At 46.9% G+C, this 25,667-nt stretch carries 21 protein-coding genes; 16 read left to right on the plus strand and 5 right to left on the minus strand.

Annotated features, from left to right (window positions below; genetic code table 11):
- The 3 genes from BN587_RS10860 to BN587_RS10870 all read left to right on the plus strand — a co-directional run.
- The coding region (locus tag BN587_RS10860; RefSeq protein ID WP_044484946.1) for an autotransporter outer membrane beta-barrel domain-containing protein at window positions 1-1,456 on the plus strand (1,456 nt) is incomplete at its 5' end.
- A gap of 71 nt (window positions 1,457-1,527) precedes the next feature.
- Window positions 1,528-2,031, plus strand: a complete 504-nt coding sequence (locus tag BN587_RS10865; protein WP_021721165.1) for a YbjN domain-containing protein — start codon at window positions 1,528-1,530, stop codon at window positions 2,029-2,031.
- Between the two features lie 27 nt (window positions 2,032-2,058).
- On the plus strand, window positions 2,059-3,999 hold the full coding sequence (locus BN587_RS10870; RefSeq protein ID WP_021721166.1) for a TonB-dependent receptor plug domain-containing protein: 1,941 nt from the start codon (window positions 2,059-2,061) through the stop codon (window positions 3,997-3,999).
- A 170-nt stretch (window positions 4,000-4,169) separates the two neighbouring features.
- Here the strand turns inward: BN587_RS10870 and BN587_RS10875 are convergent, their stop codons facing one another.
- Window positions 4,170-5,804, minus strand: a complete 1,635-nt coding sequence (locus BN587_RS10875; protein WP_021721167.1) for an AAA family ATPase — start codon at window positions 5,802-5,804, stop codon at window positions 4,170-4,172.
- Window positions 5,805-6,012: 208 nt separating this feature from the next.
- Window positions 6,013-7,362, minus strand: coding sequence for an ATP-binding protein (locus tag BN587_RS10880; protein ID WP_021721168.1), 1,350 nt, complete (start codon window positions 7,360-7,362; stop codon window positions 6,013-6,015).
- Window positions 7,363-7,716: 354 nt separating this feature from the next.
- On the opposite strand from BN587_RS10880, the gene BN587_RS10885 reads away from it, so the two are divergent.
- Both BN587_RS10885 and BN587_RS10890 read left to right on the plus strand, forming a co-directional pair.
- Complete coding sequence (locus tag BN587_RS10885) at window positions 7,717-8,820, plus strand: adenosylcobinamide amidohydrolase (protein WP_021721169.1); 1,104 nt, start codon at window positions 7,717-7,719, stop codon at window positions 8,818-8,820.
- 92 nt (window positions 8,821-8,912) lie between these two features.
- Window positions 8,913-9,224, plus strand: a complete 312-nt coding sequence (locus BN587_RS10890; RefSeq protein ID WP_021721170.1) for a hypothetical protein — start codon at window positions 8,913-8,915, stop codon at window positions 9,222-9,224.
- Window positions 9,225-9,692: 468 nt separating this feature from the next.
- On the opposite strand, the gene BN587_RS11595 is transcribed toward BN587_RS10890, so the two are convergent.
- The gene (locus BN587_RS11595; protein ID WP_021721171.1) at window positions 9,693-10,553 is read right to left on the minus strand and encodes a MerR family transcriptional regulator; all 861 of its coding nucleotides are present in this window, start codon (window positions 10,551-10,553) and stop codon (window positions 9,693-9,695) included.
- A 150-nt stretch (window positions 10,554-10,703) separates the two neighbouring features.
- Here BN587_RS11595 and BN587_RS10900 point away from each other — a divergent pair, with 150 nt between their 5' ends.
- The 8 genes from BN587_RS10900 to BN587_RS10935 all read left to right on the plus strand — a co-directional run bounded on the left by BN587_RS10900 (window position 10,704) and on the right by BN587_RS10935 (window position 22,087).
- Window positions 10,704-11,510 (plus strand): AAA family ATPase, encoded by an 807-nt coding sequence (locus BN587_RS10900; RefSeq protein WP_021721172.1) that lies wholly within the window; start codon window positions 10,704-10,706, stop codon window positions 11,508-11,510.
- Window positions 11,500-12,789, plus strand: coding sequence for a nitrogenase component 1 (locus tag BN587_RS10905; RefSeq protein ID WP_021721173.1), 1,290 nt, complete (start codon window positions 11,500-11,502; stop codon window positions 12,787-12,789). Before BN587_RS10900 ends, BN587_RS10905 begins: the two co-directional genes overlap by 11 nt.
- Window positions 12,782-14,077, plus strand: coding sequence for a nitrogenase component 1 (locus tag BN587_RS10910; RefSeq protein ID WP_021721174.1), 1,296 nt, complete (start codon window positions 12,782-12,784; stop codon window positions 14,075-14,077). The genes BN587_RS10905 and BN587_RS10910 overlap by 8 nt, the downstream gene beginning before the upstream one ends.
- Before the next feature lie 7 nt (window positions 14,078-14,084).
- On the plus strand, window positions 14,085-15,056 hold the full coding sequence (locus BN587_RS10915) for an ABC transporter substrate-binding protein (protein WP_021721175.1): 972 nt from the start codon (window positions 14,085-14,087) through the stop codon (window positions 15,054-15,056).
- Between the two features lie 16 nt (window positions 15,057-15,072).
- Window positions 15,073-16,110 (plus strand): FecCD family ABC transporter permease, encoded by a 1,038-nt coding sequence (locus BN587_RS10920; RefSeq protein WP_021721176.1) that lies wholly within the window; start codon window positions 15,073-15,075, stop codon window positions 16,108-16,110.
- A 15-nt stretch (window positions 16,111-16,125) separates the two neighbouring features.
- A complete protein-coding gene (gene cobN, locus BN587_RS10925; RefSeq protein WP_021721177.1) occupies window positions 16,126-19,845 on the plus strand; it encodes a cobaltochelatase subunit CobN in 3,720 nt (1,239 codons plus the stop codon).
- Window positions 19,835-20,956, plus strand: a complete 1,122-nt coding sequence (locus tag BN587_RS10930) for a radical SAM/SPASM domain-containing protein (RefSeq protein WP_021721178.1) — start codon at window positions 19,835-19,837, stop codon at window positions 20,954-20,956. Before cobN ends, BN587_RS10930 begins: the two co-directional genes overlap by 11 nt.
- A gap of 153 nt (window positions 20,957-21,109) precedes the next feature.
- On the plus strand, window positions 21,110-22,087 hold the full coding sequence (locus BN587_RS10935) for an ABC transporter substrate-binding protein (protein ID WP_021721179.1): 978 nt from the start codon (window positions 21,110-21,112) through the stop codon (window positions 22,085-22,087).
- Between the two features lie 61 nt (window positions 22,088-22,148).
- Here the strand turns inward: BN587_RS10935 and BN587_RS10940 are convergent, their stop codons facing one another.
- Window positions 22,149-22,988 carry a MerR family transcriptional regulator gene (locus tag BN587_RS10940; protein WP_021721180.1) on the minus strand — a complete coding sequence of 280 codons (840 nt, stop codon included), beginning with the start codon at window positions 22,986-22,988 and terminating at the stop codon, window positions 22,149-22,151.
- A 282-nt stretch (window positions 22,989-23,270) separates the two neighbouring features.
- Between BN587_RS10940 and BN587_RS12120 the strand changes: the two genes are divergently transcribed.
- A complete protein-coding gene (locus BN587_RS12120; protein ID WP_021721181.1) occupies window positions 23,271-23,432 on the plus strand; it encodes a hypothetical protein in 162 nt (53 codons plus the stop codon).
- Here BN587_RS12120 and BN587_RS12255 read toward each other — a convergent pair.
- Complete coding sequence (locus BN587_RS12255) at window positions 23,370-23,621, minus strand: MerR family transcriptional regulator (RefSeq protein ID WP_021721182.1); 252 nt, start codon at window positions 23,619-23,621, stop codon at window positions 23,370-23,372. The two genes, BN587_RS12120 and BN587_RS12255, sit on opposite strands and share 63 nt — an antisense overlap.
- Window positions 23,622-23,935: 314 nt before the next feature.
- Here BN587_RS12255 and BN587_RS10945 point away from each other — a divergent pair, with 314 nt between their 5' ends.
- Both BN587_RS10945 and BN587_RS10950 read left to right on the plus strand, forming a co-directional pair.
- Entirely contained in the window at window positions 23,936-24,706 is a 771-nt protein-coding gene (locus BN587_RS10945) for a carbon-nitrogen hydrolase family protein (RefSeq protein ID WP_021721183.1), read from the plus strand.
- A gap of 11 nt (window positions 24,707-24,717) precedes the next feature.
- Window positions 24,718-25,662 carry an ABC transporter substrate-binding protein gene (locus tag BN587_RS10950; RefSeq protein WP_044484948.1) on the plus strand — a complete coding sequence of 315 codons (945 nt, stop codon included), beginning with the start codon at window positions 24,718-24,720 and terminating at the stop codon, window positions 25,660-25,662.
- Window positions 25,663-25,667: the final 5 nt, after the last annotated feature.

Here is a 25,667-nt window from a genome sequence, read left to right on the forward strand (position 1 = left end):
TCTGTGGCTGCAGAACGGTGCAACCTGGACCAACGAGCAGCAGGGTACTCTGGCCAACGTATATCAGGGTGAAAAATTCAACGGCAGCTTTGTTACTAACCTGGTTGGCGGTACCAATGCTGATAACGCAGGCCAGATTTACCAGAAGGACAGCAACAATCTGACTATCGATACTCTGTCCGGCAGCATCAGAGTTATTTATGACCATGAATTTGAAGATGCCGTAACCCGCGCAGCCGGCGACAAGAAGATTGTTTATAAAGCAGGCGACACTGTAATCAACAATGCTAAGGACGGCAGCCAGGTTATCATGGCAACCGGCTCCAACGGCATTAACACCTTTGATAAGGATTCCGTTGAGGATGCATTCAAGGGACTGGCCAACAAGCTCATCTACAAGGATGCAGAAAAGAACCCCGGCAACCTGAAGGCTGAGCTGCAGCTTGGCGGCGGTCTTACCGGTTCCAATGTAAGCTGGAGCGGCGATATTGAATGGGACGGCAACAAAGGCTCCTACAAGCTGGATTCCGCAGAGCAGAGCATTAAGCTGCTGTATGATGAGGATGCGGTAAGTAAGGATACCCGTGCTGCTATTATGAGCGGTATGGTTGGCTGGCGTAATGCTGCAACCGACACCTACAGAGCTCGTGCCGGTGCATACGGCGAAGATAACCAGGGCGTTTGGGCAAGAACCTGGGGTGGCCAGAATAAATATACCGGTAACAACACCTCCTTCAAGAACAGCTACTGGGCAGGTCAGGTAGGCTACGACAAGACCTTGGCTAACGGCTGGAATGTTGGCGTAGCTTTTGACTACATGACCGGCGATGATTCCTACTATGCAGGCAGCGGTGACACCAAGACCTATACTCTGGGCCTCTACGGCAGTAAGGAAATCAGCAATAACGAATTCATTGATCTGACTGCTAAGGTTGGCAGAGTTTCCAATGATTTCGAAACCAAGGATATCCTTGGCAGAACCGTTAAGGGTGACTACAAGGCTAACGGCTTCAGCTTCTCCGGCCAGTACAGCAAACGCTTCGGCAGTGAAGCAGCAGGCTACTTCGAGCCTCAGGCACAGCTGACCATCGGCAGACTGGGCAGCTGCGACTTTGACAGCACCGGCACTCTGGAAGGCCATATTTCTCAGGATGCCTTCACCAGCATTGTCGGCAGACTGGGTATCGAAGCAGGTCAGGCAAGCGATCACGGCAGATACTTTGCCCGTCTGAGCCTGTCCCACGAGTTTGCCGGTAACGTTGATACTCACTTCAGCGACAGCTCCGCAAGCATGACCAGAGAGTTCAACCTCGACGGCACCTGGTGCGACCTGACTGTCGGCGGTACCTATGACCTGAGCGATAAGGTTTCCTTCTACGGTGATGTAACCAAGACCTTGACCGGTGATTACAAGCAGGATTGGAAGGTTAACGCAGGCTTGAGATTCACTTTCTAAAATAATTTTCCTGGCGGGGGCGCTAAGCCCCTGCCAGCTATAAAACAATCAGTGACAGGAGATAGAAAATAATGGCTGAAGAAATTAAAGATACCGAAGTTAAGGAAGAAACAGCAGAAGTAACCGCTGCAGCAGAAAAGGCAGAAGAAACCCTGGCAATGAAGAAGCTCACCGCTTTAAAGGAATTTGCCGATGCGCATGAAATCAGCGGTCTGCAATATCTGCAGATTAACGAGGCAAACCTGCTCGTCAACACCAGACTGCTGGTTGAAGGCCAGACCTTGCCGCTGTTTATCGTGGTAAACAATTCCGTTTACACCTATCTGCAGGCACATCTGGTAACTCTTACCGAGGAAAAGAAGGCTGCAACCTTAAGCTATCTGAACGAGCTGAACAACGAATTCAATATGCTTAAATACAGCATCAATCCGCAGGGTAACGTAATTCTTACCTTCAGCATTCCCGCAGGTGACGATAAATTCGACCCGGCATTGGTATTTGCTCTCGTTGACCAGCTGAAGGCACATCTGGATACGCATTATTCCGCTCTGATGGAAAAAATCTGGAGCAAATAATTTTTTGATTGTTGAGAAGGTATATCTATGATGAGAAAATCTTATAAAAAGAAATTTTGTCTGGCAGCAGCAAGCTCCATAATGGCTATGAGCTTTGCCGGTTATGCTTTTGCTGCCGATGCTACGGCAGATGATGCGGATACTATGGAGTTTACGCTTGACTCTATGGTTGTAACCGCAAGCCGTATCCCGACCAAAATCACCGAAGCTAAGGCCGATATCAGCGTTATTACGCGTAAGGATATCGAGCAGATGCATATGAGCAGCGTGGAAGAGGTATTGCGTACTGTTCCCGGCGTACAGTTCATGAACTACGGCGGCAACGGCGGTATGAACGCCAACATGAGCGGTATCCGTATCAACGGCAGCAAGGAAGTTGTCGTTCTGGTTGACGGTGTCCGTGTGAACGAATTTCAGGGCAGTGATTCCGGTTACTTCTTTGCGGCATTGACCAATAATACAGATAATATCGAACGCGTTGAAGTACTGCGCGGCGGTGCCGGTACGCTTTACGGCAGCGGTGCCAAGGGCGGTGTTATCAATATCATTACCCGCAAAATTAACGATAACAAAACCAGCATTGATGTTTCTGCTGGCAATTTCAGCACCAAACAATATAAGCTGAATACCCAAGGTCGTCAGGGCAAGGTGGGCTACCATGTTTATTATGATGATAAGCACAGCGGTGACTTTAAGGATGGCTCCGGTAAAAAATGGCAGAGCGATATTGACAGCAAATCTGTCGGCCTGAAGGTAAATTATGATATCAATGCGGATCATAAGCTGAGCCTGAGCTATGACAGGACTAAATCCGATTTTAACGGCTATGATTATATTTACCATAACAACTATAGGGGCGATTATAAAAACGATTCCATTACCTTCAAGGATGATTTAACCTTGTCGGATAAGTGGAGCAACAGCTTTACCTATCGCCGTAGCAACACCGAAGGTCAGTATGCGCAGAATAATCACACTCTGTTCAATGCCGATGCCGATTATACCTATGACTTTATCAGTGATCAGGTAACATATCTCACCAACAGACATAACGTAGTTTTCGGCGTTGATTATGCTCACGGCAAGGACAACGCTGCTAAAGCGTTGGTTGGCACAAGCGGTAAGCCGGCAAACTTCAAGATGAAGAACACCTCCTACTATGTACAGGATGACTGGAAAATTATTCCGCATGTAACCTTGTCCGGCGGCTTGCGCTATGACCGCCCCAGCAACAGCGGTCAGACAGGTGCAACCTTGGAAAGCCACACCTCCAAGAGCTACAAGCTGAGCTGGGATATTACCGATAAGGATATTCTTTATGCAGGTCGCAGTGATTTCTTTATTCTGCCGAGCATGTATCAGCTGACTAACAGACAATACGGTAACGCATCCTTGAAGCCCGCTTACGGCCGTACTTCTACCATCGGCTACAGCAAGAGCTTTGATGACTATAATATCTTTACCTTTAATTGGTTTGAAACCAAAACCGAACGCGGTATTGGTCTTACCGCTGCAGGCTATGTAAATACCAGAGGCATGTCGCGTGGCTGGAATGCACAGTTCATGACACAGCTGGGTGAGCACTGGAATGCCAATATCGGTTGGGGACATCTTTACCAGTACGAAGATGAGGATACCTATAGCTATGGTTATTCCCCGAAGGATTTGGCTACCTTCGCCGTATACTACGACTATGCCAAGGTTAAGGCAGGATTGGACGGCTACTACTTCTTCCGTCGTGTAAATCCGAATTACCCGAACGGCTGGCCGGCAGATGATTATGCTATCTTTAATATGAGTGCAAGCTATGCACCTACGAAGAATATCAATATCTACGCTAAGGTCAACAACCTGTTTGACAAGATGTATTCCGAGCGTACCCACGTTATTTATGCAACCGGTCGTCCCGGTGACTGGTATTCCATGCCGGGCCGCAGCTTTGTGCTTGGTATGCAGGTTACCTTCTGATTTTATTTCAGCTCTCTAATATTTTTCATAACAAGCTGTGGCGCTGCTTGTGCAGCGCTGCAGCAAACTCCAAATAAACTCATAAACTTTCATAAAGCAAAACAGCTCCGGAATGCGTGGTGCATTTCGGAGCTGTTTTGTTTGTGTTAAAGCTTAATTTGTTGCGATTTCTACTTTCTTGCCACTGAAGGCAATGCCGTATTTGTAAATAGTTTTGATACTTTTTTTTTGCTTTCAATCTGCGCTAAGGCGTTAGCTGCCAAAGCTTTCAGCTTTTCTTCCGTCGCATCCTTAGCAGCCTTGATTTCAATAATGATGCCTGGCATAGCAGCAGTTTTAGGCTGTAACTGGATATCATAGCGTCCTTCACCGCTCTCGCGATTGGAGAGAAGGTAATAATCAGAAGAAAAAATAATACTCATGCCTAGAAGCAAACCGTGATAATAGTTTTCCTTCAAACCGTCGTAATAGCTTATGGATTCCATGAGAAATGTTTTTAAAGCTATTTTGAGGGAAGCAGTATTTTTAGTGACTAATGCCTGGTTAAGCGTGTGGACGATATTTTCGCCGATATGGTTACTTAATAGGGAGAGTATTTCATTGCAATAAACGCTTTGAACCTCTTTATTGGGAATAGCAAGCTGGCAGATATACGTACCTTGCTCATCTATAGTAGTGTTAACGGATTTCAGATAGCCTGTCATGAGCAGGAAGCTAAAAATGTTACTTTCCATGTTCTTGAGATTAGGATAAATGATATTTGTGTTGATTATGGAGTCTAAAGTAATACCATTTAATAATTCTCTTAAACTTTCACAGGTATCGGTGTTGAGGTTTTGCAATATCTCATGAATAACTGCATTACCAGAGGTCTGCACCCAATAGGGTAGAGCTGTACAGTTGTTGCCGAAATAGTACAATACAGACCAAGGATTATAAATTTCCGTATTGCCAAACTTATAACCATCGTACCATTGTTGAATTTCTGAGAGCTTATCAACAGCGTGATAATAATCTGCCATAGTCTGTACTTCCTCGGCAGTAAAGCCAAAATAATTACTGAACTGAGTATCAAGAACTGAATATATACGAATATTATTCAGTCCGCTGAAAATACTTTCTTTGGCGATGCGCAAAATGCCTGTGAGAACTGCCAACGTAACATGGGGATTGTCTTTGAGTGCAGAGGAAAAAAGAATTCTGATAAACTCAACCACCTGCTGATAATAGCTATTGACATAGCCTTCCTGAATAGGTGTATCATATTCATCAATAATAATAATAGGCGCAAGCTTGTGATGTGCATGGAGCATTCTGCTGAGAGCGCCGAGACTGAAAAGATAATTGGCATCAGAGGCAGTGTCATTGACGATTTTTTGATAAAGGTTTGTGTCAGCCTTAGTGAGTTCAGTGCTTTTTTCTAGCTCTGGATGTCTGGCATATTCATTTCTGATGACTTCCTTTAACAGCTCTAAAGCAATTTCCCAATTAGAAAATTTAACGTCCTTTAGAGAAAGAAAAATAATAGGATATTTTCCCTGCTGACTTGTGTATTTTTCGCCTGCCTGCCAAATTTTTTTATCTTTGAAATATTTGCTGGTATCTTCAGGTGTCTTTTCAAAGAATGTGCGCAGCATGTCCATATTCAGCGTTTTGCCGAAACGTCTGGGGCGCGTGAAGAGGGTAATGACAGCGCGTTCGTCGAGAAGCTCTTTAATCAGAAGCGTTTTATCGACATAATAGTATTCCGTGCTTACGAGCTTGTAATTCGATGCGCCGATAGGCAAAGGTAATTTATTTTGCATGGAGTATAGCCTCCTCTCGTTCGTTATGCATATACATCGTAATTCGTATTTTCTTATATTATAGCATTTTTTCAGGGCTGTTAGTAGTAGATAGAAAATTTTCCTGAGCACGCATTAACACAAAACGAGATTTTTTAACAGCGAAAATCTACACAAAACGAGATTTTTAAAATGGCATTTTCTACACAAAACGAGATTTTTTAGCGTACTAAAGTAAAGGCGTCATATAAAGAGGCAAATATACAATGCCGTCTTCTTCCTTTAGGTCGCTGGTATGCAGGACGTAAGGCGTGTGTAGCTGTTCAGTATATTTATTGATGAATTTGCGGATAGAGGATAAGGTATAATTTTTGCTGGACTTTACTTCGATAGGGGAGATGTTATGCCTATTGCTGATTTTACTTTTGGCAATGAGAAAATCAATTTCCATACGTGAAGCTACATCATCACGGGAAGCATTGGCGTAAAAGTAGAGCTTGTGACCACTGGCAACAAGCATTTGTGCTACAGTGTTTTCCACAATCATGCCTCTGTTTACCTCCAATTTGTCGAACAAGAGCTTTTTATAAATTTCTTCACTGACCAGATTGTTTTCATCAAAGGCATGGCTGATGAGCAGACCGGTATCGGCCATATAGCATTTCAGCAGTCGTTTATCAAGATTTAAACGCAAACCTATATTAGGTTCGGTAGAATTATAGCAGTTATTAGCTATCATGGCATCAGAGAGCCAGAAGATGGCGTCTTTGTATTCATTGAAACGGGCGCCTTGCTTAATAGATGAAAGCTTGAAATGCTGGTGCTGATTTTTGAGCTGTGAAGGAATTTCCTCGAAAATAGCTTCTACGTCTAACGCATAATTGTCAGCGTGCTTGCGGATATCGTCACGATATAAATTCAGAATCCTGCGCTTAGCCTTATCGACTTTGTCGAAATTATTGGTCTTGATGAAGGTGTCAACAGCTTGTGGCATGCCGCCGACGATGATGTATTGGCGCAGATAGTTCATAGCTTTGCGATGCAGAGCCTGACCGAGAGGACGCTTTTTTTCAAAGCAGTCGCGAATTACATTCATTAACGTTTCGTTGCCTAGGGCCCAGAGAAATTCTTCAAAGTCAAGAGGGTACATTTCCAGATGATCTTCTTCTGAGGGAATGAGAATATCTTTGACATTTTTCTTTATGGATATTAATGAACCTGTTTCAATATAATCATAACGTCCGTCGGCAACAAGGTATTTGATAGCAGAACGTGCGCGGGGGAAGAGCTGTACTTCGTCTAAAATAATTAATGTTTGGCGAGGGTATAGCTTGACATTATAAATGCTTGATAAATAGAGGAAGAAGGTATCTAGGTCGGTAAGGAAATGCTCGAATAAATCCTTTACTTCGTTAGATGCTTGGTTGAAGTCGATTAAGATATAAGATTTATATTCAGCCTTAGCAAATTGCTCCACAATATAGCTTTTTCCGACACGGCGGGCGCCTTTGATGAGTAGTGCGGACTCGCCGTTATTTTTTTTCCATTCCGTTAATTTATCATAAATTTTTCTGCGCATGGCTTCAGCTCCTTATATAACATAAAACGCGATTTTTTAAACAACATTTTCTACACAAAACGAGATTTTTTCTACGTCTATTTTAACACAAAACGAGATTTTTTAACAGCGAAAATCTACACAAAACGAGATTTTTAAAGTGGCATTTTCTACATAAAACGAGATTTTTTAGCGTGCTAAAGTAATTTGCTACAAAAATCTTGATAGTAGAAGCACTATATGCAGCACTTTCCGAACTTTTAACAGCTCTAAAGCAATTTCCCAATTAGAAAATTCACAGTGAATTACTTGACACTACTACTACTATATACTGTAAACTATCTTCTGTATTATACACATTCAAGGAGGCTGATTATGTCGGAACATTTATGTACCTTGTCGACAGGAGATAAGGTTTATTTTTACGATAAAAGCATCGTTATCTATTTTTCAGGAGCGCGCAAAATCTTAAGCACATCGCTATATAATGGCGGTTACCATGATGATTACACTGCCGTATATAATTATGATGCCAAGCAGGGAGCAGGCATGCCCTGCGAAATGCTGGCGGATACCTATGTGGAGCACATGCGCCTTGTATCCAAGCGCCTGGCGCTGGACCCGGACAAGGTGAGCGGCATGGGTACGGCGGCAAGCATGGAAAACGCTGTTGTTGAAACACTGAGCTTTAAGGAGCTGACTGTAACTGCCATCGTAACCGGCGGCATTGAAACAAATGGCGGGCGCGCAGGTGACCCTGCTGATTACTACAAGCCGCAGCCTAAGCCGGTGAAGTACGGAACAATTAATATTATGCTGCTGTTGGACTGCGATATGCCGGAAGGTACAATGGCGCGTGCCCTAGTGACCTGCACCGAGGCCAAGACTGCTGCCATTCAGGAGCTGCTGGAGGGCAGTAAATACTCTAATGGTATCGCTACCGGCTCAGGTACAGACCAGACGATTGTCATTGCCAACAGTGAAAGCGAGTTGTATATGGAGGGCGCGGGTAAGCATTCCAAGCTGGGTGAGCTTATCGGCAAGGCTGTGAAGAACGCAGTAAAAAAAGCGCTCGCCAAGCAGTCCGGACTGACTCCGGCGAAGCAGCACGATGTTTTCCGCCGCCTCAAGCGTTTTGACATCAAGGCGGGCGATATGTGGCAGTCCTACAGCGCACAGGATGCTGCGGTAGTAAAGCCGGAATATCTGCTGGCAGCCGAAAAGCTGGCTAAAGAAGATATAATGCTGGTATATACTTCGCTGTATGCGCATCTTTTAGACCAGTATTTGTGGGAGCTTATCAGCGCTAAAGAAATGCAGATGGCAGGACAGCAGCTGCTGAAGGTTTTGGCTGAGCAATATGTTGTTGAAGCAGAGTTAATCGACGAAGGCACGCTTGTTGCTATGCTTGCGGCTTGGCAGAAGCAGTTTAACAAAATTATCGTACACCGTCTGCAGCAGACTACAAAAGAGAGCTGATATCATGTGATAAAGACAAAATATACGCTTGACCTTATAGCGGGAATATAGTGTATATTATGGTTGTAATCAAAGGAAGTGAGGTGAATAATATGCATCCGAAATTTGAAATTCCGACCGATCCGCACGGCAAGCATCGTTATGAAAGTGCTATGAAGCACGTAGAGGCTGCTAAAAAGGCTGGCAAATCCAGCGACGAAATCCATGCTATCTTCAAAAAGGTAATGGAGTTCAACCCGATGGACATCGAGTCCATTCCGCAGGATGAAGCACATGCTAAATATCGCACTGCAATGGTACATATGAAAAAAGCACTGGAAAGCGGCAAGAGCGCAGATGAAGCGCATGAAACCTTCCGTAAAATCATGAACGGTGAAACCAGTGGTCATTGCCACCACAAATAAGTACAAAAAGAGCTGTCGCATCAGTCGATGCGGCAGCTTTTTTGTAATATTCAAAGCGAAATTCAGTTTTGCTATTTAATGAAATATGATATAATGTTTGCAGTGCTGCCAAAAACGGTAGGCGGTTAGCCCTCTACGGAGGGACTGTGACCCTCCGATGCTATAGAAATCCGGCTTTGCTGGAAATCTCACCGTGAGGGGTGATTACCCATGTTGACCATAGATACCTTTTTAGGGATTATGAGCTTCGGCGTTGGCTGTTTTGCTCTTGGTTTCGCGTTAGGGAATTTACATAGTAAAAAATAACCGCCCACTTTTGCCCAGTAGCGGTTATTTTTTATAAAGAAACCATTAAATGCGGCTAGCCGTCTATCGGCAGCACCTTTTTCTATTAATATTTTAGCACTATTTTTTGTTATATGCAAGCGGAACCAAAAGAGCTGTCGCATCAGTCGATGCGGCAGCTTTTTACGTCAGTGAGGGCATATTCTTGTCTATAACCTTCAGAAAGATTTTGTTGACATACTGCTCACAGTCACAGGAGAACCAATGGTTTTCCAAGGGCAGGATATAGATATTGCCGACAGGCTCCAAATCATTGGCCTGCATAAAGCGTTCGATGCGCTGGGATAATTTTTCAGCGTTCTCGCAAAAGGTACCCGAAAAAATAATTTCCAGATACAGACCGGCAGGCAGCGTCAGTTTGATGGACTGCCGATGCTTGGTGGCGCTGGTGACGCAGGAAAAATATGCCTGTGAACGTTGAAATTCATGCTTTTTAAAAAAGCTTTCCTGGTCTAAAACCCAGCCTGCATGATTAGGCAGTGCTCCCTTGTGATGCGCGCGTCTTTGTCCATGGCGGGCAAATTTGGTAATACGGCTTTTGCCGTCATCACTTTCCGCAAGCGGCGTCAGGCGCAACAGACGGTCATTTTGCCAGCTGAGCGTCAGGTGGCGACATGGATTGAGCTCCTTGACGTGCATATCGTCCTTGATGCGTTCAATGGTGTCGCAGATTTCCTGATTGTTGCGGATAATGGCCTGACATTCGGCTGTTTTTTCCTGCAGCAGCTGCAGAAAATTTTCTTTGCTGCGGTTTTCCAGATATTTTTTGATGTTGGCGATGCTGATATCCAGCGCACGCAGGTTAACTATTATCTCCAAATCAAGAAATTGCTGGATAGAATAATTGCGGTAGCCATTTTCACTGACAAAGTCCGGTGAAAGCAGGTTAACCTTGTCATAGTAGAGCAAAGATTGCTTGGATATATTAAAAATTGCCGCCAGTTCACCGGCAGTAAAGTACTTTCTCTTGTCTTTGTTAATCATAATTGTTCCTCATAAGCTTGACTATAATACTAGTATATAGTTTAATATTAAAAGGAGTAATATCACTTCTTTTTATCTAGTAAATTATATCATATTTTTCCTGCTAGTTGAAATAGAAGTTTTTGAGTATAGGATGGAGGTCAATGTCTAATGAAAAAAATTGCGATTTATGGTAAGGGCGGTATCGGCAAGTCCACAACAACTTCAAATCTGTCGGCTGCATTCAGTGAAGAAGGACTTAAGGTTTGCCAAATCGGCTGCGACCCGAAAAATGATTCTACCAGACTGCTGCTGGGACGCATCTGCAGCCAGACTGTGCTGGACATGGTGCGCGATAATGATGAGGTTGCGGCAGAGGATATTGTTCATACAGGCTACAATGGCATTAAATGTGTGGAGGCCGGCGGTCCTGAGCCTGGTGTAGGCTGTGCAGGCCGCGGCATTATCGTGGCGCTGGAAAAGCTGCGTTCGCTGGAGGTGCTGACGGACGAGGACCTGATTATGTATGACGTTTTAGGTGACGTAGTCTGCGGTGGCTTTGCTGTGCCTATCCGCGAGGGCTACGCAACCGATATATATATTGTTTCTTCCGGCGAGCTGATGAGCCTGTATGCTGCCAACAACATCGCCAAGGGCGTTAAGCGCTTTGCTATGCGCGGTGGCGTGCGTCTGGGCGGCATTATCGGCAACGGCCGTAATACACCTAACGAACAGCAGCTGCTGCAGGAATTCGCCAAACGCCTGCACACCCAGCTTATTGCCTTTATTCCGCGTGACGTTATTGTCAACAAGGCAGAAAACAATCGCCAGACAGTGCTGCAATATGCACCGGAAAGCGCTCAGGCCGGTGTTTATCGCAAGCTGGCGCATGATATCTGGCATAATGAAAACATGGCTATTCCTACGCCGATGAGTTTTGAGGAGCTTGAAAAGCTGGTGGCCGAATATGGCAATTAAAACAAGACGCTTTTACAGTGCACGCAAAAGCTGCAGCTGCAGCATGCCGGGCGTGTGGCGCGCCGTTGCCTATATGGACGGCGCTGTGGTAGTCTTTCACAGCCCGCGTGCCTGCGCTCATGTAGCACGCACGATGGATATTAACTCGCAATACCGCACTTTGTCCGAAAATGAGCGCGAGCAGTGGGGCTCCGTGCCGCTGCTGAGCAGCCAGATGCAGGAAAAGGATGCTATTTTCGGCGGTGCGGCACGTTTGGAAAAATGTCTGCACTTTGCTATAGAAACATATAAACCCAAATGCCTGATGATTGCCAATTCCTGCGTTGCCGGTGTTATCGGTGACGATGTGGAATCCGTGGCACGCGAGGTGGAGGAGGAATACAATGTTCCTATCCTTACTGTTGAATGCTGCGGCTTTTTGGGTGCGGAATATTATGACGGTTATTTTGAAATTACGCAGAAGCTGTTGGAGCGCTTCGTCAAGCCTTGCGCCAAGCAAAAGGACAGTGTATTGCTTTTAGGTGATAACGGCGGCCCGTGGGGCCATTATGCGAAAGAGGTTACGCGGATTCTGCAGGAATTCGGTGTGAAGGTCATCGGTCAGTTCCCCGGCTATATGGCTATGGATGAGCTGGAAAAGGTGGCGGCTGCCGAATATGCTATTGTGCTTGGCGGCCGCGGGCAGACGCATATCGGCTTGCGTAAGGTTGCAGAGCAGCTGCAGGAAAAATACGGCACACATTATCTGGCCGATATTTATCCTGTAGGCTGGCAGGAAACACAGGACTGGATTATCAGCATCGGCCGTATGCTGGGACGTGAGCAGTTGGCACAGCAGGTGCTGAGGCTGGAGCAGCAGCGCTTAAGTGAGCAGCTGCAGCATTTTCTGCCGGTAACGGAAGGCAAAAAAACAGTGCTGTGCATCGGCCGTATCCTAAGATATTTTCATCCGGGGAATATCCTGCAGACCATCAGGCTTTTGCGCTTGAATCTTACAGGCATTATTCTCTTGGATTCCTATGACGGTGATGAGCGCGAAGCGATGCTGAAGGTTGTGCAGGAAAACAGCGATGTACCTGTTTATACTACGGCGGAGGGTGAAAAGCTGGTTGCAGAGGCAGATATCGTGTTGACAACGCATGAGCTGCAGAATAAGGAAGCACGTCAGATTTTCCTGCCGATGCTGCCGCAGGTTGCCGTTGCCGGTGAGGTAAAGATGATGCAAGGAATATATCAGAGCCTGTGCAGCAGGCTGAAGGGAGGCGTGCGCTATGTCTGAAAAGCAAGGTTGGGGCAATATCTGCGAGCGTGTGGATACCTGTGCGCTGACAGGTGCAGGTGCCTTTTTTGCTGCTATTGATAAGAGTGAGGTTTTGATTAACGGACCATTGTGGTGTTATTTTTATGCTTTACGCCATCTGGAAAAGGCGCGCCCTGATATGTATACGCGCTTTTACGGCTCGCAGCCTGATAATAACGCTGTTATTTACGGTTCCGAGGAATATGTGACGCAGGAGCTGCGGCGCATGCTGGAGGATGGTCATAAGCCTTCGGTGCTGCTTTTGGAAAGCAGCTGCTCGCTGAGCTTAATCGGTGATGATCTGGCAGGCATGGCGCGCAAGCTGGAGCTGCCGTTCCCAGTGGTTACATTGGACAGCGGCGGTATGGTCGGCGGCTTTGCCGAAGGCTACGCCAAGGCTGCCAAGAAGCTGTTTGCGCAGCTGTTGCCGCAGACTGCGACAGCAAAGCCCTTGGCTGTCAGTATTTTAGGACAATCGGAATTTTATCTGCAGGGTGCTGCCGATACGCAGGAATTAAAACGCTTACTGCAGCTTGCAGGCTATGAGGTGCTGTGCACTCCCGGCTGCGAATGCACGTTGGAGGAGCTGCAGAAGCTGCCGGAGGCTTCGCTGAACATTGTTACGAATGCGGAGCTGGGGTTGCCGCTTGCCGAATATCTGCAGAAGCAATACGGCACGCCGTATATTTTTGCCGGCCTGCCTTATGGTGTGCAGGGAACGTTGCGCTGGCTGCAGCAGATAAATGCGAAGCTGCCGGCTCCCGCGTTGGACAAGGTGATGGCAGAAGCACAGGCGCAGGATAATTATCTGCTGAGCCGTAATAATGAAGCCATCGCACTTTGGGGCAGCATGTGGTTTGATAACGTGCTCGTCAGCGCGCCTGCTACACAGGCGCTGTGCCTCGCACAGACGCTACGCACCGAATGGACTGATATCGGCAGTTTGACGGTCATCTGCCAGCAACCGCTCAAAGATGCGCCTGCCTGCAACACTGCAGAGGCGATTTATACTGTTGGCGTGGACGATGCTGCCATCAGCGAATATTTTAAAACCTGTGACAATGTACTGCTGCTGACGAGCAGCAGCGAAAGCTCGGTTCTTTACCGCAGAAAGCAGTGCAGCTTTGATGCCTGCAATATCTGCTATCCTACGAATGATGAGGTGTTTATTACCAAGCAGCCGATGGTAGGCCTGCAGGGCAGTGCTTACATGCTGGAGCGACTGTGGAATTGCTTTATCCGCAGGAAAAAGAATAAAGTAGAGTAGGTGGTCTATGAAAAAGCTATTGATGATTATAAGCCTGTTGCTTTTGGTATTTACTGCAGGATGCAGTAAGCAGCAGGCTGCCGATGTTCCTGCTTCGCCGGCGGCGGATGTGGCCTATAGCGTTACGGACGATGCCGGAAGGACGCTGCACTTTGAGCATAAGCCGCAGCGGATAGTTTCGCTTACATATGGTACGGATGAAATCCTTACTGATTTAGTTGACATAAAACGTATTATGGCCTACAGCCGTTGGGCGGGTGACAGTGAAATCAGCTTTATTACCAAGGAGCAGGCCTATACTGTGGGACGCAAGGTGCCGGAAAATACGGAAGCGGTTTACGCATTGCAGCCTGACCTTGTTGTTGTTTCGACTGCTACTTCAAGCGACTTGGTCCGCAGTCTGGAGGGCTTGGGCGTGCCTGTATATATTGCGCGCAGTCCGCATAATTACAAGGAGATGTGCGACAAAATCCGCGGTATAGCTGTAGCGGTAGGCGAAAAGCAGCAGGGGGAGCTGATGGTGCAGAAGATGGATACGCACCTGCAGCAGCTGCAAAAACGCTTGCGTCAGATTCCGTCAAGCGAAAGGCGCGTTGCTGTAGCCTTTAATTTTACCTCTGCCATGGGGCGTAGAGGAGATTTGCTCGACAGCATGCTGACGATGGCACATGTTATCAACGGCGCGGCTATTGTTGCCGACGAAAACAAGAGCGAGCATGGTATGCCTGCTATCAGCAAGGAACAGGTGGTACGCATTAATCCGGATATTTTTATGCTGCCGACCTGGAATTACAACAATAAACAGGATGTGCAGGGTTATGCTTATGCCGTAATGAATGACCCCGCTTATCGCGATGTTAAGGCTGTACGCAACAAGCAGATTAAGTTTGTTTCGGACAAATACCGCTATGTTGCCAGCCAGCATATTGTCGATGCTATTGAAAACATTGCGCATGCTGTATATCCGGAAATTTTTTGAGGAAGTGTGTTTGTAGATGATTATTAAACGTGAACGGAGTCCTTTGGCTATTATTCTATTAGCAGTTCTCTTAATTGTTATTGCCTGTGTATCTCTGACCTTCGGGCAGATAGATGTGCCTGTAGGCAAGGCGCTGGCAGTTATCGGCTCTCAGTTGAATCTGCCGGGCTTTACGGATGCTGATTACAGCAGGGAGCAGCTTGCCGTTATCTGGTATATCCGTCTGCCGCGTATGCTGGTAGGTGTGCTTGTTGGTGCGGCGCTGGGTATTTCCGGCGCTGTAATGCAGGGCATCTTCAGCAACCCGTTGGCAGATCCCGGTCTTATCGGTATCTCCTCCGGTGCTGCTACCGGTGCTGTGCTTTCTATTGCTTTGGGTGCAGCCTCCGGCAGTATGTTTGCTATGCCGGCCTTCGCTTTTTGCGGCAGTATCTGCGCTGTGTGCCTGACGGTATTTTTGGCGATGCGTAACGGCAAAATACCTGTTATGACGCTGCTTTTGGCAGGTGTTGCCGTGGGTATGCTTTTGGGTGCCATTACCTCCGGCCTGCTTACATTTATGAACGAGCAGAAGCTGCAGCAATATCTTTTCTGGATGGTCGGCGGTCTTGATTATCGTCGTTGGGAGCACGTATATCTGGCAGTGGGACCTGTGCTGTGCGGCATTATTATTATGTGCCTGCTGGCACGTCACCTGAACATTCTGGTGCTGGGCGAAACGGAAGCCAAAGCTGTTGGTATGCCTGTTACTGCTTTCCGCATGGGTCTGCTTTTCGTAGCGGCCATGACTACTGCGACCTCCGTTTGCGTCAGCGGTAATATCGGGTTTGTCGGCCTTGTTATTCCGCATATGATGCGTATGCTGATTGGTCCTGACCATCGCGTGCTTTTGCCTGCCAGCGCTCTTGGCGGTGCAGCCTTTTTGGTATTCTGCGATTCGCTGGGACGTGTTATTATGCCGCCGGCAGAGGTGCGTGTAGGTATTATGACGGCGTTTTTAGGTACGCCGTACTTCCTGTATCTGCTGCGCAGAATGCAGAAGCAGTTCTTTTAAGATGAGGTAGAAATTATGAAGGTTATTTTCTTGACGAATGTTATCCGCCGCATGGGTATGATGCAGCAGACTATGGAAAAGCTGCAGCAGGAGGGCAAGCTGGATAATGCCTGCGCCTGCCGTTGGATTACAGATGCGACGGTTTGGGATGATAAATGGCACAAGGAGCTTGTCGGCTCTAAGCTGGTCATTATGAAATGGATGGGTACAGGTCTGGATACACCGTTCCTGCAGCGCTGCGTCAGCCTGCTGAAGCAGCTGCGCCTGCCCTTTTATATTGATGCTTCCGGCAGCAAGGAGGGTGAGCTGGCGCAGGGACTGACACCTGAGCAGCTTGCTGTTATCAAAAAATATTGCATGTTCGGCGGCGAAATCAACTATTACAATTTGTGGCAATATCTGCAGCAGCTGCTGCAAGGTGAGACTATTACAGTCGATGAGCCGAATCCTATTCACTGGTGCGGTATTTATCACCCGAGGGCGAAAAAGGTATATACCGATTTAGCGGAATACCAGCGTGATTTTTGCGTCAGCGGCCGTCCGACAGCCGGTATTCTTTTTTATCGCGACGAATGGGTGTGGGGCGATTTGACCTACCAGACTGCGATGATAGAAGAGCTGGAGGCACAGGGCGTCAACGCTGTCTGCGTTTTCAGCAACGGCATGCCGCTTGAGGAAATGGGCATGCCCAGTCTGACGCAGGTTTTCAACAGCTTCTTCTGTACGGCAGACGGTGTGCCTGCAATCGACGTGCTGCTGAATGTCATGAAGTTTTCCATGACTACCGGCGGTTCGATTAATCTTGATTATCTGAAAAAGCTTAACGTACCTGTTTTGGCTGCCTATACGACAATTGCGCCCTTTGAGGAATGGAAGGACAGCTTTGAAGGCATGAACGCGATGGAGGTTTCCATCAGCGTTTCTCTGCCGGAATTTGATGGTATTATTCACGGCGTGCCTATAGCACACAAAAAAATTCTGGAAAACGGCGATGTCCGCTATCTGCCTAATATGGAGCGTGTAAAGCGCATGGCCTCCAAGGCGAAGAAGTGGGCAATGCTGCGCCATAAGGCTAACAGCGAGAAAAAAATCGCTATTATTTTCCATAACTATCCGCCGCGTAATTCCAATATCGGCAGTGCTGTCGGCTTAGATACAATCGAAAGCATCCGTCGCGTGCTGGCTGCAATGCGCGAGCGTGGCTATAAGGTAGATTGGATTCCTGAGGATACGAAGGAATTTATCAAACAGCTGACAGCCAATGCCACCAATGACCGCAGCATGCTGACGGAAAAGCAGGTTGATGCTGCCAACAAGCTGAAGGGAGCAGAATATAAAGAGTTCTTTGCCCTGATGGATAAAAAGGTGCAGGAGCAGCTGGTGAAGGATTGGGGCGAAGCGCCTGGCGCTGTCATGGAATATGACGGCGATATCCTGGTGCCGGGAACGATGAACGGCAATGTTTTCGTAACCGTGCAGCCGCCGCGTGGCTTTGGCGAGGACCCGGAGAAAATTTACCACGATCCTTACGTTGCACCGACGCATCAATATCTGGCCTTCTACCGTTGGGTACGCGATGTGTGGCAGGCAGATGCCGTTGCGCATATCGGTACGCATGGCAGCTTGGAATGGCTGCCGGGCAAGAACGCCGGCCTGGACTGCAGCTGCTACCCGGATTTGGCACTGGGAGATTTGCCGAACATTTATCCTTATAACATCACCATTACGGGTGAGGGTATTCAGGCTAAGCGCCGCGGCGCTGCCTGCCTGATTGAGCATCTGCCGGCGCCGCAGACACAGGCGGGGGTGTATGACGAGCTGGAGGAGCTGGAAAAGCTCATTGACGAATACGTGCACTTCAGCAGCACGCAGCCGGATAATCTGCCGCGCTTGCAGGAGCTGGTGCTGGCGAAGGTTGCCGAGGCCAACCTGCAGGATGAGGTTACTTACGATGAAGAAAAGCCCTTCGACGAATATGTGATGAATCTGCATAATTACATTACGGATTTGAAGAATATGGAGGTGCATACAGGCCTGCATATTATGGGACAGCCGCCGGAGGACCAGCAGCTGGAGGATTATCTGTGGCTGCTGCTGCGTCTTGATAACGGCAATATCCCCAGTCTGACACAGGCAATAGCAGCTCTGTATGGCTTTGATTATTACTATCTGCTGGAAAACAGCAGCCTGATATATGAGCCGCTGAATATTACCTACGGTATGCTAATCGACCGTATCGCCAATCAGTGCCGCGAGCTGATTCGCTGCCTGCAGCAGCAAGGCTTTGTTAAGGATGCGGTTGCTGATGCTCTGCAGCTGCCCTGGGTGCAGCAGGCACCGGCGGAAAGCAGAGAAAAGCTGGAAGTGGTCTGCAACTATATAGTAGATACACTTTATCCCAATCTGCTTTTGACGAAGCAGGAAATTACCAATATGCTGCGTGGCTTTGAGGGCGAATATATCGAGCCTGGTCCGAGCGGTGCTCCCTCCAGCGGCGGCGCTGATTTGCTGCCGACAGGACGCAACTTCTACGGTGTGGACCCGCGTTGCCTGCCAACCCCGGCGGCATGGGAAATCGGTCAAACGTTGGGCGACCAGGTGGTAGAGCGCTTCATTGCGGAGGAAGGCCATTATCCCGAAAATATCGGTATGGTGTTCTGGTCCGGCGCGAATATGCGCAGCCACGGACAGTGCATTGCTGAATTCCTCTATCTCATGGGTATTCGTCCCAAGTATCAGAGCGGCAGCCTGCGTATCAACGGCCTGGAGGTCATTCCGCTGATGGAGCTCAAGCGTCCGCGTATTGACGTTACGGCGCGTATCAGCGGCCTCTTCCGCGATACTATGCCGTCGGTAATGCAAGTGATGGATAAGGCGGTGCTGTTGGCAGCGGAGCAGGATGAGCCTGATGATTTGAACTTTGTACGCAAGCATATTCAGGAGGATACCAGGGAGCTGGAGCAGCAGGAGGGCATGGAGCACGCTGCTGCATGGCGTCAGGCGGCCTTCCGCGTCTTCGGCGATGCGCAGGGAACATATGGCGCAGGCGTTGCGGCGCTTTTGGAAAGCAAAAATTGGGAAACCATTGATGATATTGCCGATGTTTACGTGCGCTGGGGCGGTCATGCCTACGGCGGTAAAACAAAGGGCAAATTCCTGCCGCAGCAGTTCCGCAAGCGTATGGGCAGTTTGGATATTACGATTAAAAACGAGGATAACCACGAAACCAATATGCTCAGCAGTGATGACTACAATGCTTATCATGGCGGCATGATTGCAGCAGTGCGTTCGATTAAGGGCAGTGCGCCGCGCTCTTATTGCGGTGACAGCACCGACAGGACGCGTGTGACGATGCACAGCGTACAGGAGGAGGCAAAGCGCCTGTTCCGTAGCGAGGCGATTAATCCCAAGTTTATTAAGGGCATGATGCAGCATGGCTATAAGGGCGCTGCCGATATGGCCAACATGATTGCTCACAGCTTTCAGTGGGACGCGACGAGCGCCGTTATGGAAGACTGGATGTACGAAAAATATGCTGAAAAATATACCTTCGATCCGGTTGTGCAGGAATGGCTGCGTGATGTGAACCCTTGGGCGCTGCAGCGCATGACAGAAATTCTGCTGGAGGCAGAGCAGCGCGGACTGTGGCAGGCTAAGCCGGAGACCAAGGAGGAGCTGCAAAAGCTCTACCTTGATATGGAGGGCGAGCTGGAGGAGAGAGCAGATGAGCATTAAAATGTTAGTGCTGAGCCTGACCGGCCAGTGCAACTTTGCCTGCCGTTATTGCTATGCCTCTGAGCATGACCGCAGTATGATGTCACCGGAAACAGCGCTGGCAGCAGTTAAGCTGGCAGCGGACGGCGGTGAACGTTTCGTAATTCAGTTCAGCGGCGGCGAGCCGCTGCTGAACTTTGATTGCCTGAAGGCAGTGGTAGATTATGTGCATCAGGAAAAACTGCCTGCCGTACTGCAGCTGCAGACTAACGGTTCTCTGCTTACTGATAAGATTGCCAAGTATCTCTATAAAAATAAGGTTGCTATCGGCGTGAGCCTTGACGGCAGACCGGCAGTCAATGACAAGCTGAGGCTGAAAAAGAACGGCTATGGTGCGACCGGTGAGATTTTGAAGGGTATTGAGGTTTTACGCCGCAATAATATTGCCTGCGGCGTAACCTGCGTAGTGACGTCGGAAAACGTAGATACGCTGGAAGGCATTGTGGATTTTGCCTACTTTTTGGGCAACATCCGTAAAATAGGCTTTGATATTCTGCGTGGGCAGGGACGCGGACGCAATCTGCAGCCGCCTGCGCCTGCAGCGATGCAACAGGCTATGCAGCGTGTTTTTGCGCGCTGCGATGAGCTGGCGAAGCTCACAGGAATGCGCATAGCGATTGCACAGCAGGAGCGCGCGCAGCTTTTGTGTAAGGATTGCAGTCTGACCTTCGGCCATTGCTACGCCATGAACGGCGAAGCAGCCTTTGTAGATGCCAAGGGTGATATTTACGCCTGCTCCTCGCTGGTAGGCAATGCAGATTTTTACCTTGGTAATGTATATACTGGCTTAGAACCTTCTTTAGTAGAAAAAACTAAGCAGGTGATTGCCGAATCAATGGATTTTTGCCGCCAATGCGACGATTTTAAATTGTGCGGCGGCGGTTGCTTCGCACGTTGGTATGGCTTCGAGGATAAGTCTGCCTATGGCGCGGAATGCAGCATGAAGCGTGAAGCGATAAAAAAAAGGCGTTTGCCGAAAGCTCGACAAACGCCACTGGTTCTCACAACCAGGCATGACCTCCGTTGGAAAACGGCTACCCATGCAACTGAAATAATTATAACATACAAATGAAATAAAAACAAGCGTTTATTTTCTTTTTTGCTTTTCTTTACTCTTGACTATCATAGCGCTATATACTTTATAATATAAATTGTTGTATTGTCGGTATTGCCGCATATAAGTCAATACCGCTGAAATAAAACGATGAGAATAGAGGCATAAAGCATGAAGAAATTTTTTTGTTTACTGCTGTTGCTGCTGCTTTTAGTCACAGGCTGCGGACAAGGCAGCGGCGGAAAAGACGCTGCCGCAGACGGAAGCTATAAAGTAACCGATGAGCATGGAACAGTTACCACGTTCAAGCAGGCACCGCAAAAGGTGCTGACGCTGGCGCTCAGCAGTGATGGCATAGTCATGGGCTTGGGCATGGAAGATAAATTGGTTGCCGTCAATTATCTGGCCGATGATCCGGTAAGCTCCAACCTTGTAGAGCAGGCTAAAAAAATTCAGCACAAAATCAAAAACCCTTCGGCAGAAGAGGTGCTGGCGCTGAAGCCGGATGTAGTCTTTGCCTACGATTGGAGCGACATGAACCGTGTCGAAAATTTGCGTAATTTGGGCATGAATGTTATCGTACTGAAAGGACCGGCGACTATTGAGGATATCAGGCAAAACGTGCGCACTATCGCCAAAGCCATGCACGCCGACAGTAAGGGAGAAGAGCTGGTAAAGCTGATGGACAGCAAGCTGGCGCAGGTTAAGCAGCAGGTAGAGGCGCTCAAGCTGCAGCAGAAGAAGAAAATCGTGCTTGTTTCGCTAATGAGCTCCTATGGCGGCGAAGGCTGCATTTTTGACGATATGTGTAAGGAAGCAGGCGTTATCAACGGCGTTTCGGCTGCAGGAATCAAAAACGGCCAGCAGGTTACTAAGGAAATGCTGGTGAAGATTGATCCGGATTTACTGATAATGCCGGTGTATAACGACCATGGCAATTTTGATATCAAAAAATATAATCAGGAATTTTTAGAGGATCCATCGCTGCAGACCATGCGCGCCATCAAAAGCAAGCAGCTTTTTTATCCCAATGAAGGCTATATCTACAACTGCTCGCAGGACGTTGTTTTCGGCGTACAGGAAATCGCCCATGCTGCCTACGGCGAAGCATTCGCTATGCAGGGCGTGCAGCATTTAAGGGTGAAGTAGAAAGCATAATAGAAAAAACTGCACCGCTTAGTATCGGAAACGATACTGGATGGTGCAGTTTTTAATTTTCATCAGGCTCAACCCGTAGGGAAATCTGGTAGATATATTCTTCAGGCTCAGGTGTCATCCAATGATTTTTCAACGGCATAATATAAAGATTGTCTACGGCGTGCAGCTTATTACACTGCATATAAGCTTTAAAAAACTCCGCCAACTCCTGTACATGCTCACGGAAGGTACCCTGAAAGCGTTGCGTCATATAGAGTCCTGCAGGGCGGGTGTAGCACTCCATTTTGCCAAGGTAATCGGGGTTAACACTGGAAAAGTAGGCCAGCGGACGACTGTATTCGCCTGCTAAGAAGCAATCCTTGTCTGCCAGCCAGCCGACAGCCTTTTCCTTGAAATGCTCTTTGGAAAAAACCTTCAGATTATGTCTGGCAAGGATTTTAATGCTTTCGTCGCCGCTGCATTCCGGCGGCACAGGACTTAGCAGGAATCGCTTGCTACGGCGGAAGGTGACGGTTATCTGATCAAGCCGGCTTTCGCGGATTTTATCCAGTTGCTGAAAAACAACGTGAATATTTTTGCGTATTTTTTCGTTATGTGCAATAATTTCTTCACATTCACGGTCTTTAGCTTGTAAGAGAGCCTGCAGGCTGTCAATGCTGCGTTCTTCCAGATACTCCTTGATTTTAGATATAGGTATTCCCAGCTTGCGCATGTTCAAAATGACCTCTAAAATCAAATACTGTTTGAGAGAGTAATGGCGATAGTTGTTTTCAGAAATGAATTCCGGGGACAGAACGCCCATTTTATCGTAGTAAAGCAAGGTTTGCTTCGGCAGCTCAAAAAGATCTGCCAGCTCGCCTGCAGTATAGTATAGCTTAGGATTTTTGCTCATAAAGTATCACCTTGGTTCTTTAACACAATACGTTGCGTAATAGTTATGTTTATTATAACATTTATCGGGAGAATAGTGAAGTTAGAGAGAAGGGAATAATTATTTCAAGACATTGAATTTGCATATTATTGCAATGTGTTATAAAAGAGAATTTTTACGTTTGGCGGTTTTGACTCAATATTATCCGAAATAGTTTTATGAAAAAAGTCCTTTACTCTACTATAGGTATATGTCATAAAATACACTTGTCCGAGATTTATAGCAGAGAGGAGAAGATAAAATATGTCACACCCCGAATATGTTTTACCTAACACACCACACGCCGGTTATCGCTATAAAATGGCGATGAAGCATGTAGAGACTGCTAAGGCAGCAGGAAAGTCAGCAGAAGAAATTCATGAGGTTTTTAATATAATCAGCAATTTCTTTCAAGGGAATTCCTAGTTTACGCATGTTGATAATAATATCAAAAATAAAATATTGCTCTAATGAGTAATAACGATAGCCGTTTTCTTCAATATAGGATGGCTTAAGGATGTTATTTCGTTCGTAATAGAATAATGTTTGCTTCGATAGCTTGAACAGAGAGGCAAATTCTCCGATTGTAAAATATGTTTCTGATAATTTATTCATAAATTCACCTGTAAAAATAATGCTTGACTATACTATAGGTACATACTTTAAAATTCTTCTTAATGATAAGCAGAACAATTAGGGTTTTTGTTCTATATATTATCAAAATGCTTGACATAGCGTTTGTCAAGAGTTGTTCTGTAGTTGAGGAGTTGGCTGGTATTCACAACCGGGCCGTAACTTTGTTGCAGGTGTAGAATATACCTTCTAATAGCTTATAATCTTTTTTCTCATACACCAGTGGTGGCATAGGCACACATAACGCTTATGCCACCACACCTATATACAGACGTTTTTGGAGAGGGGGCTTGAATTTGAAAATAGCTTTTTTGCATTTTGCATATTGCTGTGGATCGCAAGCGGATAATGCAAAGAAAATTTTACAGGGGATGAAGCTGGCGGCACAGCAGGGAGCAAGCTGGGTACTGACGCCGGAAATGGCGTTGCAGGGTTATTATATGATGCGCAGCGATAAGCAGTTTCAGCTTGCTTCGCTGCAAAATAAGCTTTTACAGGAGTTTATGGAGGCATGCAGGCAATACAAGCAAAGGTTGTTTTTGGGCTGTGGTTTTATCGACGAAAAAATTCCGCGTAACAGCTGCGCAATTATTTCGCCGGACGGAACATATTATAATCGTCACGATAAAACGAAGGTTGTGCCGTGGATAACGGAAAACTGGGCACATCCCGGAGAAAAATTTGAGGTTTGGAATTTAGAAGGTATCAATACCGGTGTTATGGTCTGTGCGGATGCTTATTTTGCCGAGCATGGAGAAAAAATTGCTAGGCAGGGAGCGGAGCTTGCTGTAGTTGTTGCTGCCTGGCCGCCTGGAGGTCATGCAGGACCTCCGGAAGAGGCGTGGAAGCGTTTGAGCCGTTCGGCAAATGGTATTCCTGTGCTTATCTGTAATCAGACGGGGACAGAAGGCATGGATTGCAGCCATGCGCAAAGTGCTGTTCTCTGCAATGGGGAAGTACTTTTTACCTATGAAGGATGTGAAGCAGTGCTGATTATAGATTTTGATGAAGCAAAGAAACAAGTTTTGTCTACAGAATTTGTAATAATAAATTTGGCAGATATTTAAGGTGAATGACAGTGAAAAAGTTAGCAGTAATTTTTATTTGTGTAATTATAGCATGTTGCTCTTGCCTAGGATGCGGCAATGATAAGCCGGAAAACAACGGAACGAGAGTTGTCAAGGACGCCAAGGGCTATGAGGTAAAGGTACCTGCACATCCTATGCGGATAGTTTCCTTCTCCATCAGCTGTGATGAAATTTTGCTTGGTTTAGTGGAGCCGGAGCGTATAGCTTCTGTAAGCTATCTTTGTGATGATGCAGGAATTTCGCATGTCGTGGAAAAAAGCAAGGCTGTTAAAGAGCGCATTAAAGGAACGCCGAGCGTAGAGCGTATCATGGCCTTAAAGCCCGACCTTGTCATTTTGGGAGACTGGTGGACACCTGATAGCATTCAGACCATCCGCGATATGGGTATTAGCGTATATGTTTATAAAACACCGTATACAGTGGCAGATATAAAAAAAGCTGTTCGCGAGATTGCTGATGTTGTGGATGCTAAGCAGCAGGGCGAAGCGGTAATTAAAGAATATGATGCAAAAATCGCTAAGGCACAATCTGTTATCAAGGCTGCAAACATTAACCAGCAGAAAAAGGTTGTTGTGATGTCAGGACATGGAGTGATTGGTACTAAGGGTTCGCTTTTTGCCGATATCTGCCGATATGCTCAGGTTGATAACTGCATGGAGCAATTACAGACAGGACAGAATACTACTGTTTCAAAGGAATTTATTGTCCAGTCCAATCCTGATGTCATTATCATGCCGGGATGGAACGGTGCACCTACGCATACCTTGGAAACAGAAAAAGAACTGCTCAATGACCAGTCTTTGCAAAGCGTAAAAGCAATTCAAAATAAAAATCTGGTGACGTTGTCCGGTCAGGATATGTATTGCGTAAGTCAATATGTCGCTGACAGTATTTTGGCAATTGATAAGCTGGTATATCCTGAATATTTTAAGTAAGCTGA

The organism is Phascolarctobacterium succinatutens CAG:287, from assembly GCF_000434895.1.
GTDB lineage: Bacteria > Bacillota > Negativicutes > Acidaminococcales > Acidaminococcaceae > Phascolarctobacterium_A > Phascolarctobacterium_A succinatutens_A.

Bases quoted from the DNA above. Each gene is read 5' to 3' on its own strand.
- cobN (WP_021721177.1), top strand. From the start codon at position 16,126: ATGAAGGTTATTTTCTTGACGAATGTTATCCGCCGCATGGGTATGATG.
- BN587_RS10930 (WP_021721178.1), top strand. From the start codon at position 19,835: ATGAGCATTAAAATGTTAGTGCTGAGCCTGACCGGCCAGTGCAACTTT.
- BN587_RS10940 (WP_021721180.1), bottom strand. From the start codon at position 22,988: ATGAGCAAAAATCCTAAGCTATACTATACTGCAGGCGAGCTGGCAGAT.
- BN587_RS10865 (WP_021721165.1), top strand. From the start codon at position 1,528: ATGGCTGAAGAAATTAAAGATACCGAAGTTAAGGAAGAAACAGCAGAA.
- BN587_RS10905 (WP_021721173.1), top strand. From the start codon at position 11,500: ATGGCAATTAAAACAAGACGCTTTTACAGTGCACGCAAAAGCTGCAGC.
- BN587_RS10900 (WP_021721172.1), top strand. From the start codon at position 10,704: ATGAAAAAAATTGCGATTTATGGTAAGGGCGGTATCGGCAAGTCCACA.
- BN587_RS10935 (WP_021721179.1), top strand. From the start codon at position 21,110: ATGAAGAAATTTTTTTGTTTACTGCTGTTGCTGCTGCTTTTAGTCACA.
- BN587_RS10880 (WP_021721168.1), bottom strand. From the start codon at position 7,362: ATGCGCAGAAAAATTTATGATAAATTAACGGAATGGAAAAAAAATAAC.
- BN587_RS12255 (WP_021721182.1), bottom strand. From the start codon at position 23,621: ATGAATAAATTATCAGAAACATATTTTACAATCGGAGAATTTGCCTCT.
- BN587_RS11595 (WP_021721171.1), bottom strand. From the start codon at position 10,553: ATGATTAACAAAGACAAGAGAAAGTACTTTACTGCCGGTGAACTGGCG.
- BN587_RS10890 (WP_021721170.1), top strand. From the start codon at position 8,913: ATGCATCCGAAATTTGAAATTCCGACCGATCCGCACGGCAAGCATCGT.
- BN587_RS10915 (WP_021721175.1), top strand. From the start codon at position 14,085: ATGAAAAAGCTATTGATGATTATAAGCCTGTTGCTTTTGGTATTTACT.
- BN587_RS10875 (WP_021721167.1), bottom strand. From the start codon at position 5,804: ATGCAAAATAAATTACCTTTGCCTATCGGCGCATCGAATTACAAGCTC.
- BN587_RS10870 (WP_021721166.1), top strand. From the start codon at position 2,059: ATGATGAGAAAATCTTATAAAAAGAAATTTTGTCTGGCAGCAGCAAGC.
- BN587_RS12120 (WP_021721181.1), top strand. From the start codon at position 23,271: ATGTCACACCCCGAATATGTTTTACCTAACACACCACACGCCGGTTAT.
- BN587_RS10885 (WP_021721169.1), top strand. From the start codon at position 7,717: ATGTCGGAACATTTATGTACCTTGTCGACAGGAGATAAGGTTTATTTT.
- BN587_RS10910 (WP_021721174.1), top strand. From the start codon at position 12,782: ATGTCTGAAAAGCAAGGTTGGGGCAATATCTGCGAGCGTGTGGATACC.
- BN587_RS10920 (WP_021721176.1), top strand. From the start codon at position 15,073: ATGATTATTAAACGTGAACGGAGTCCTTTGGCTATTATTCTATTAGCA.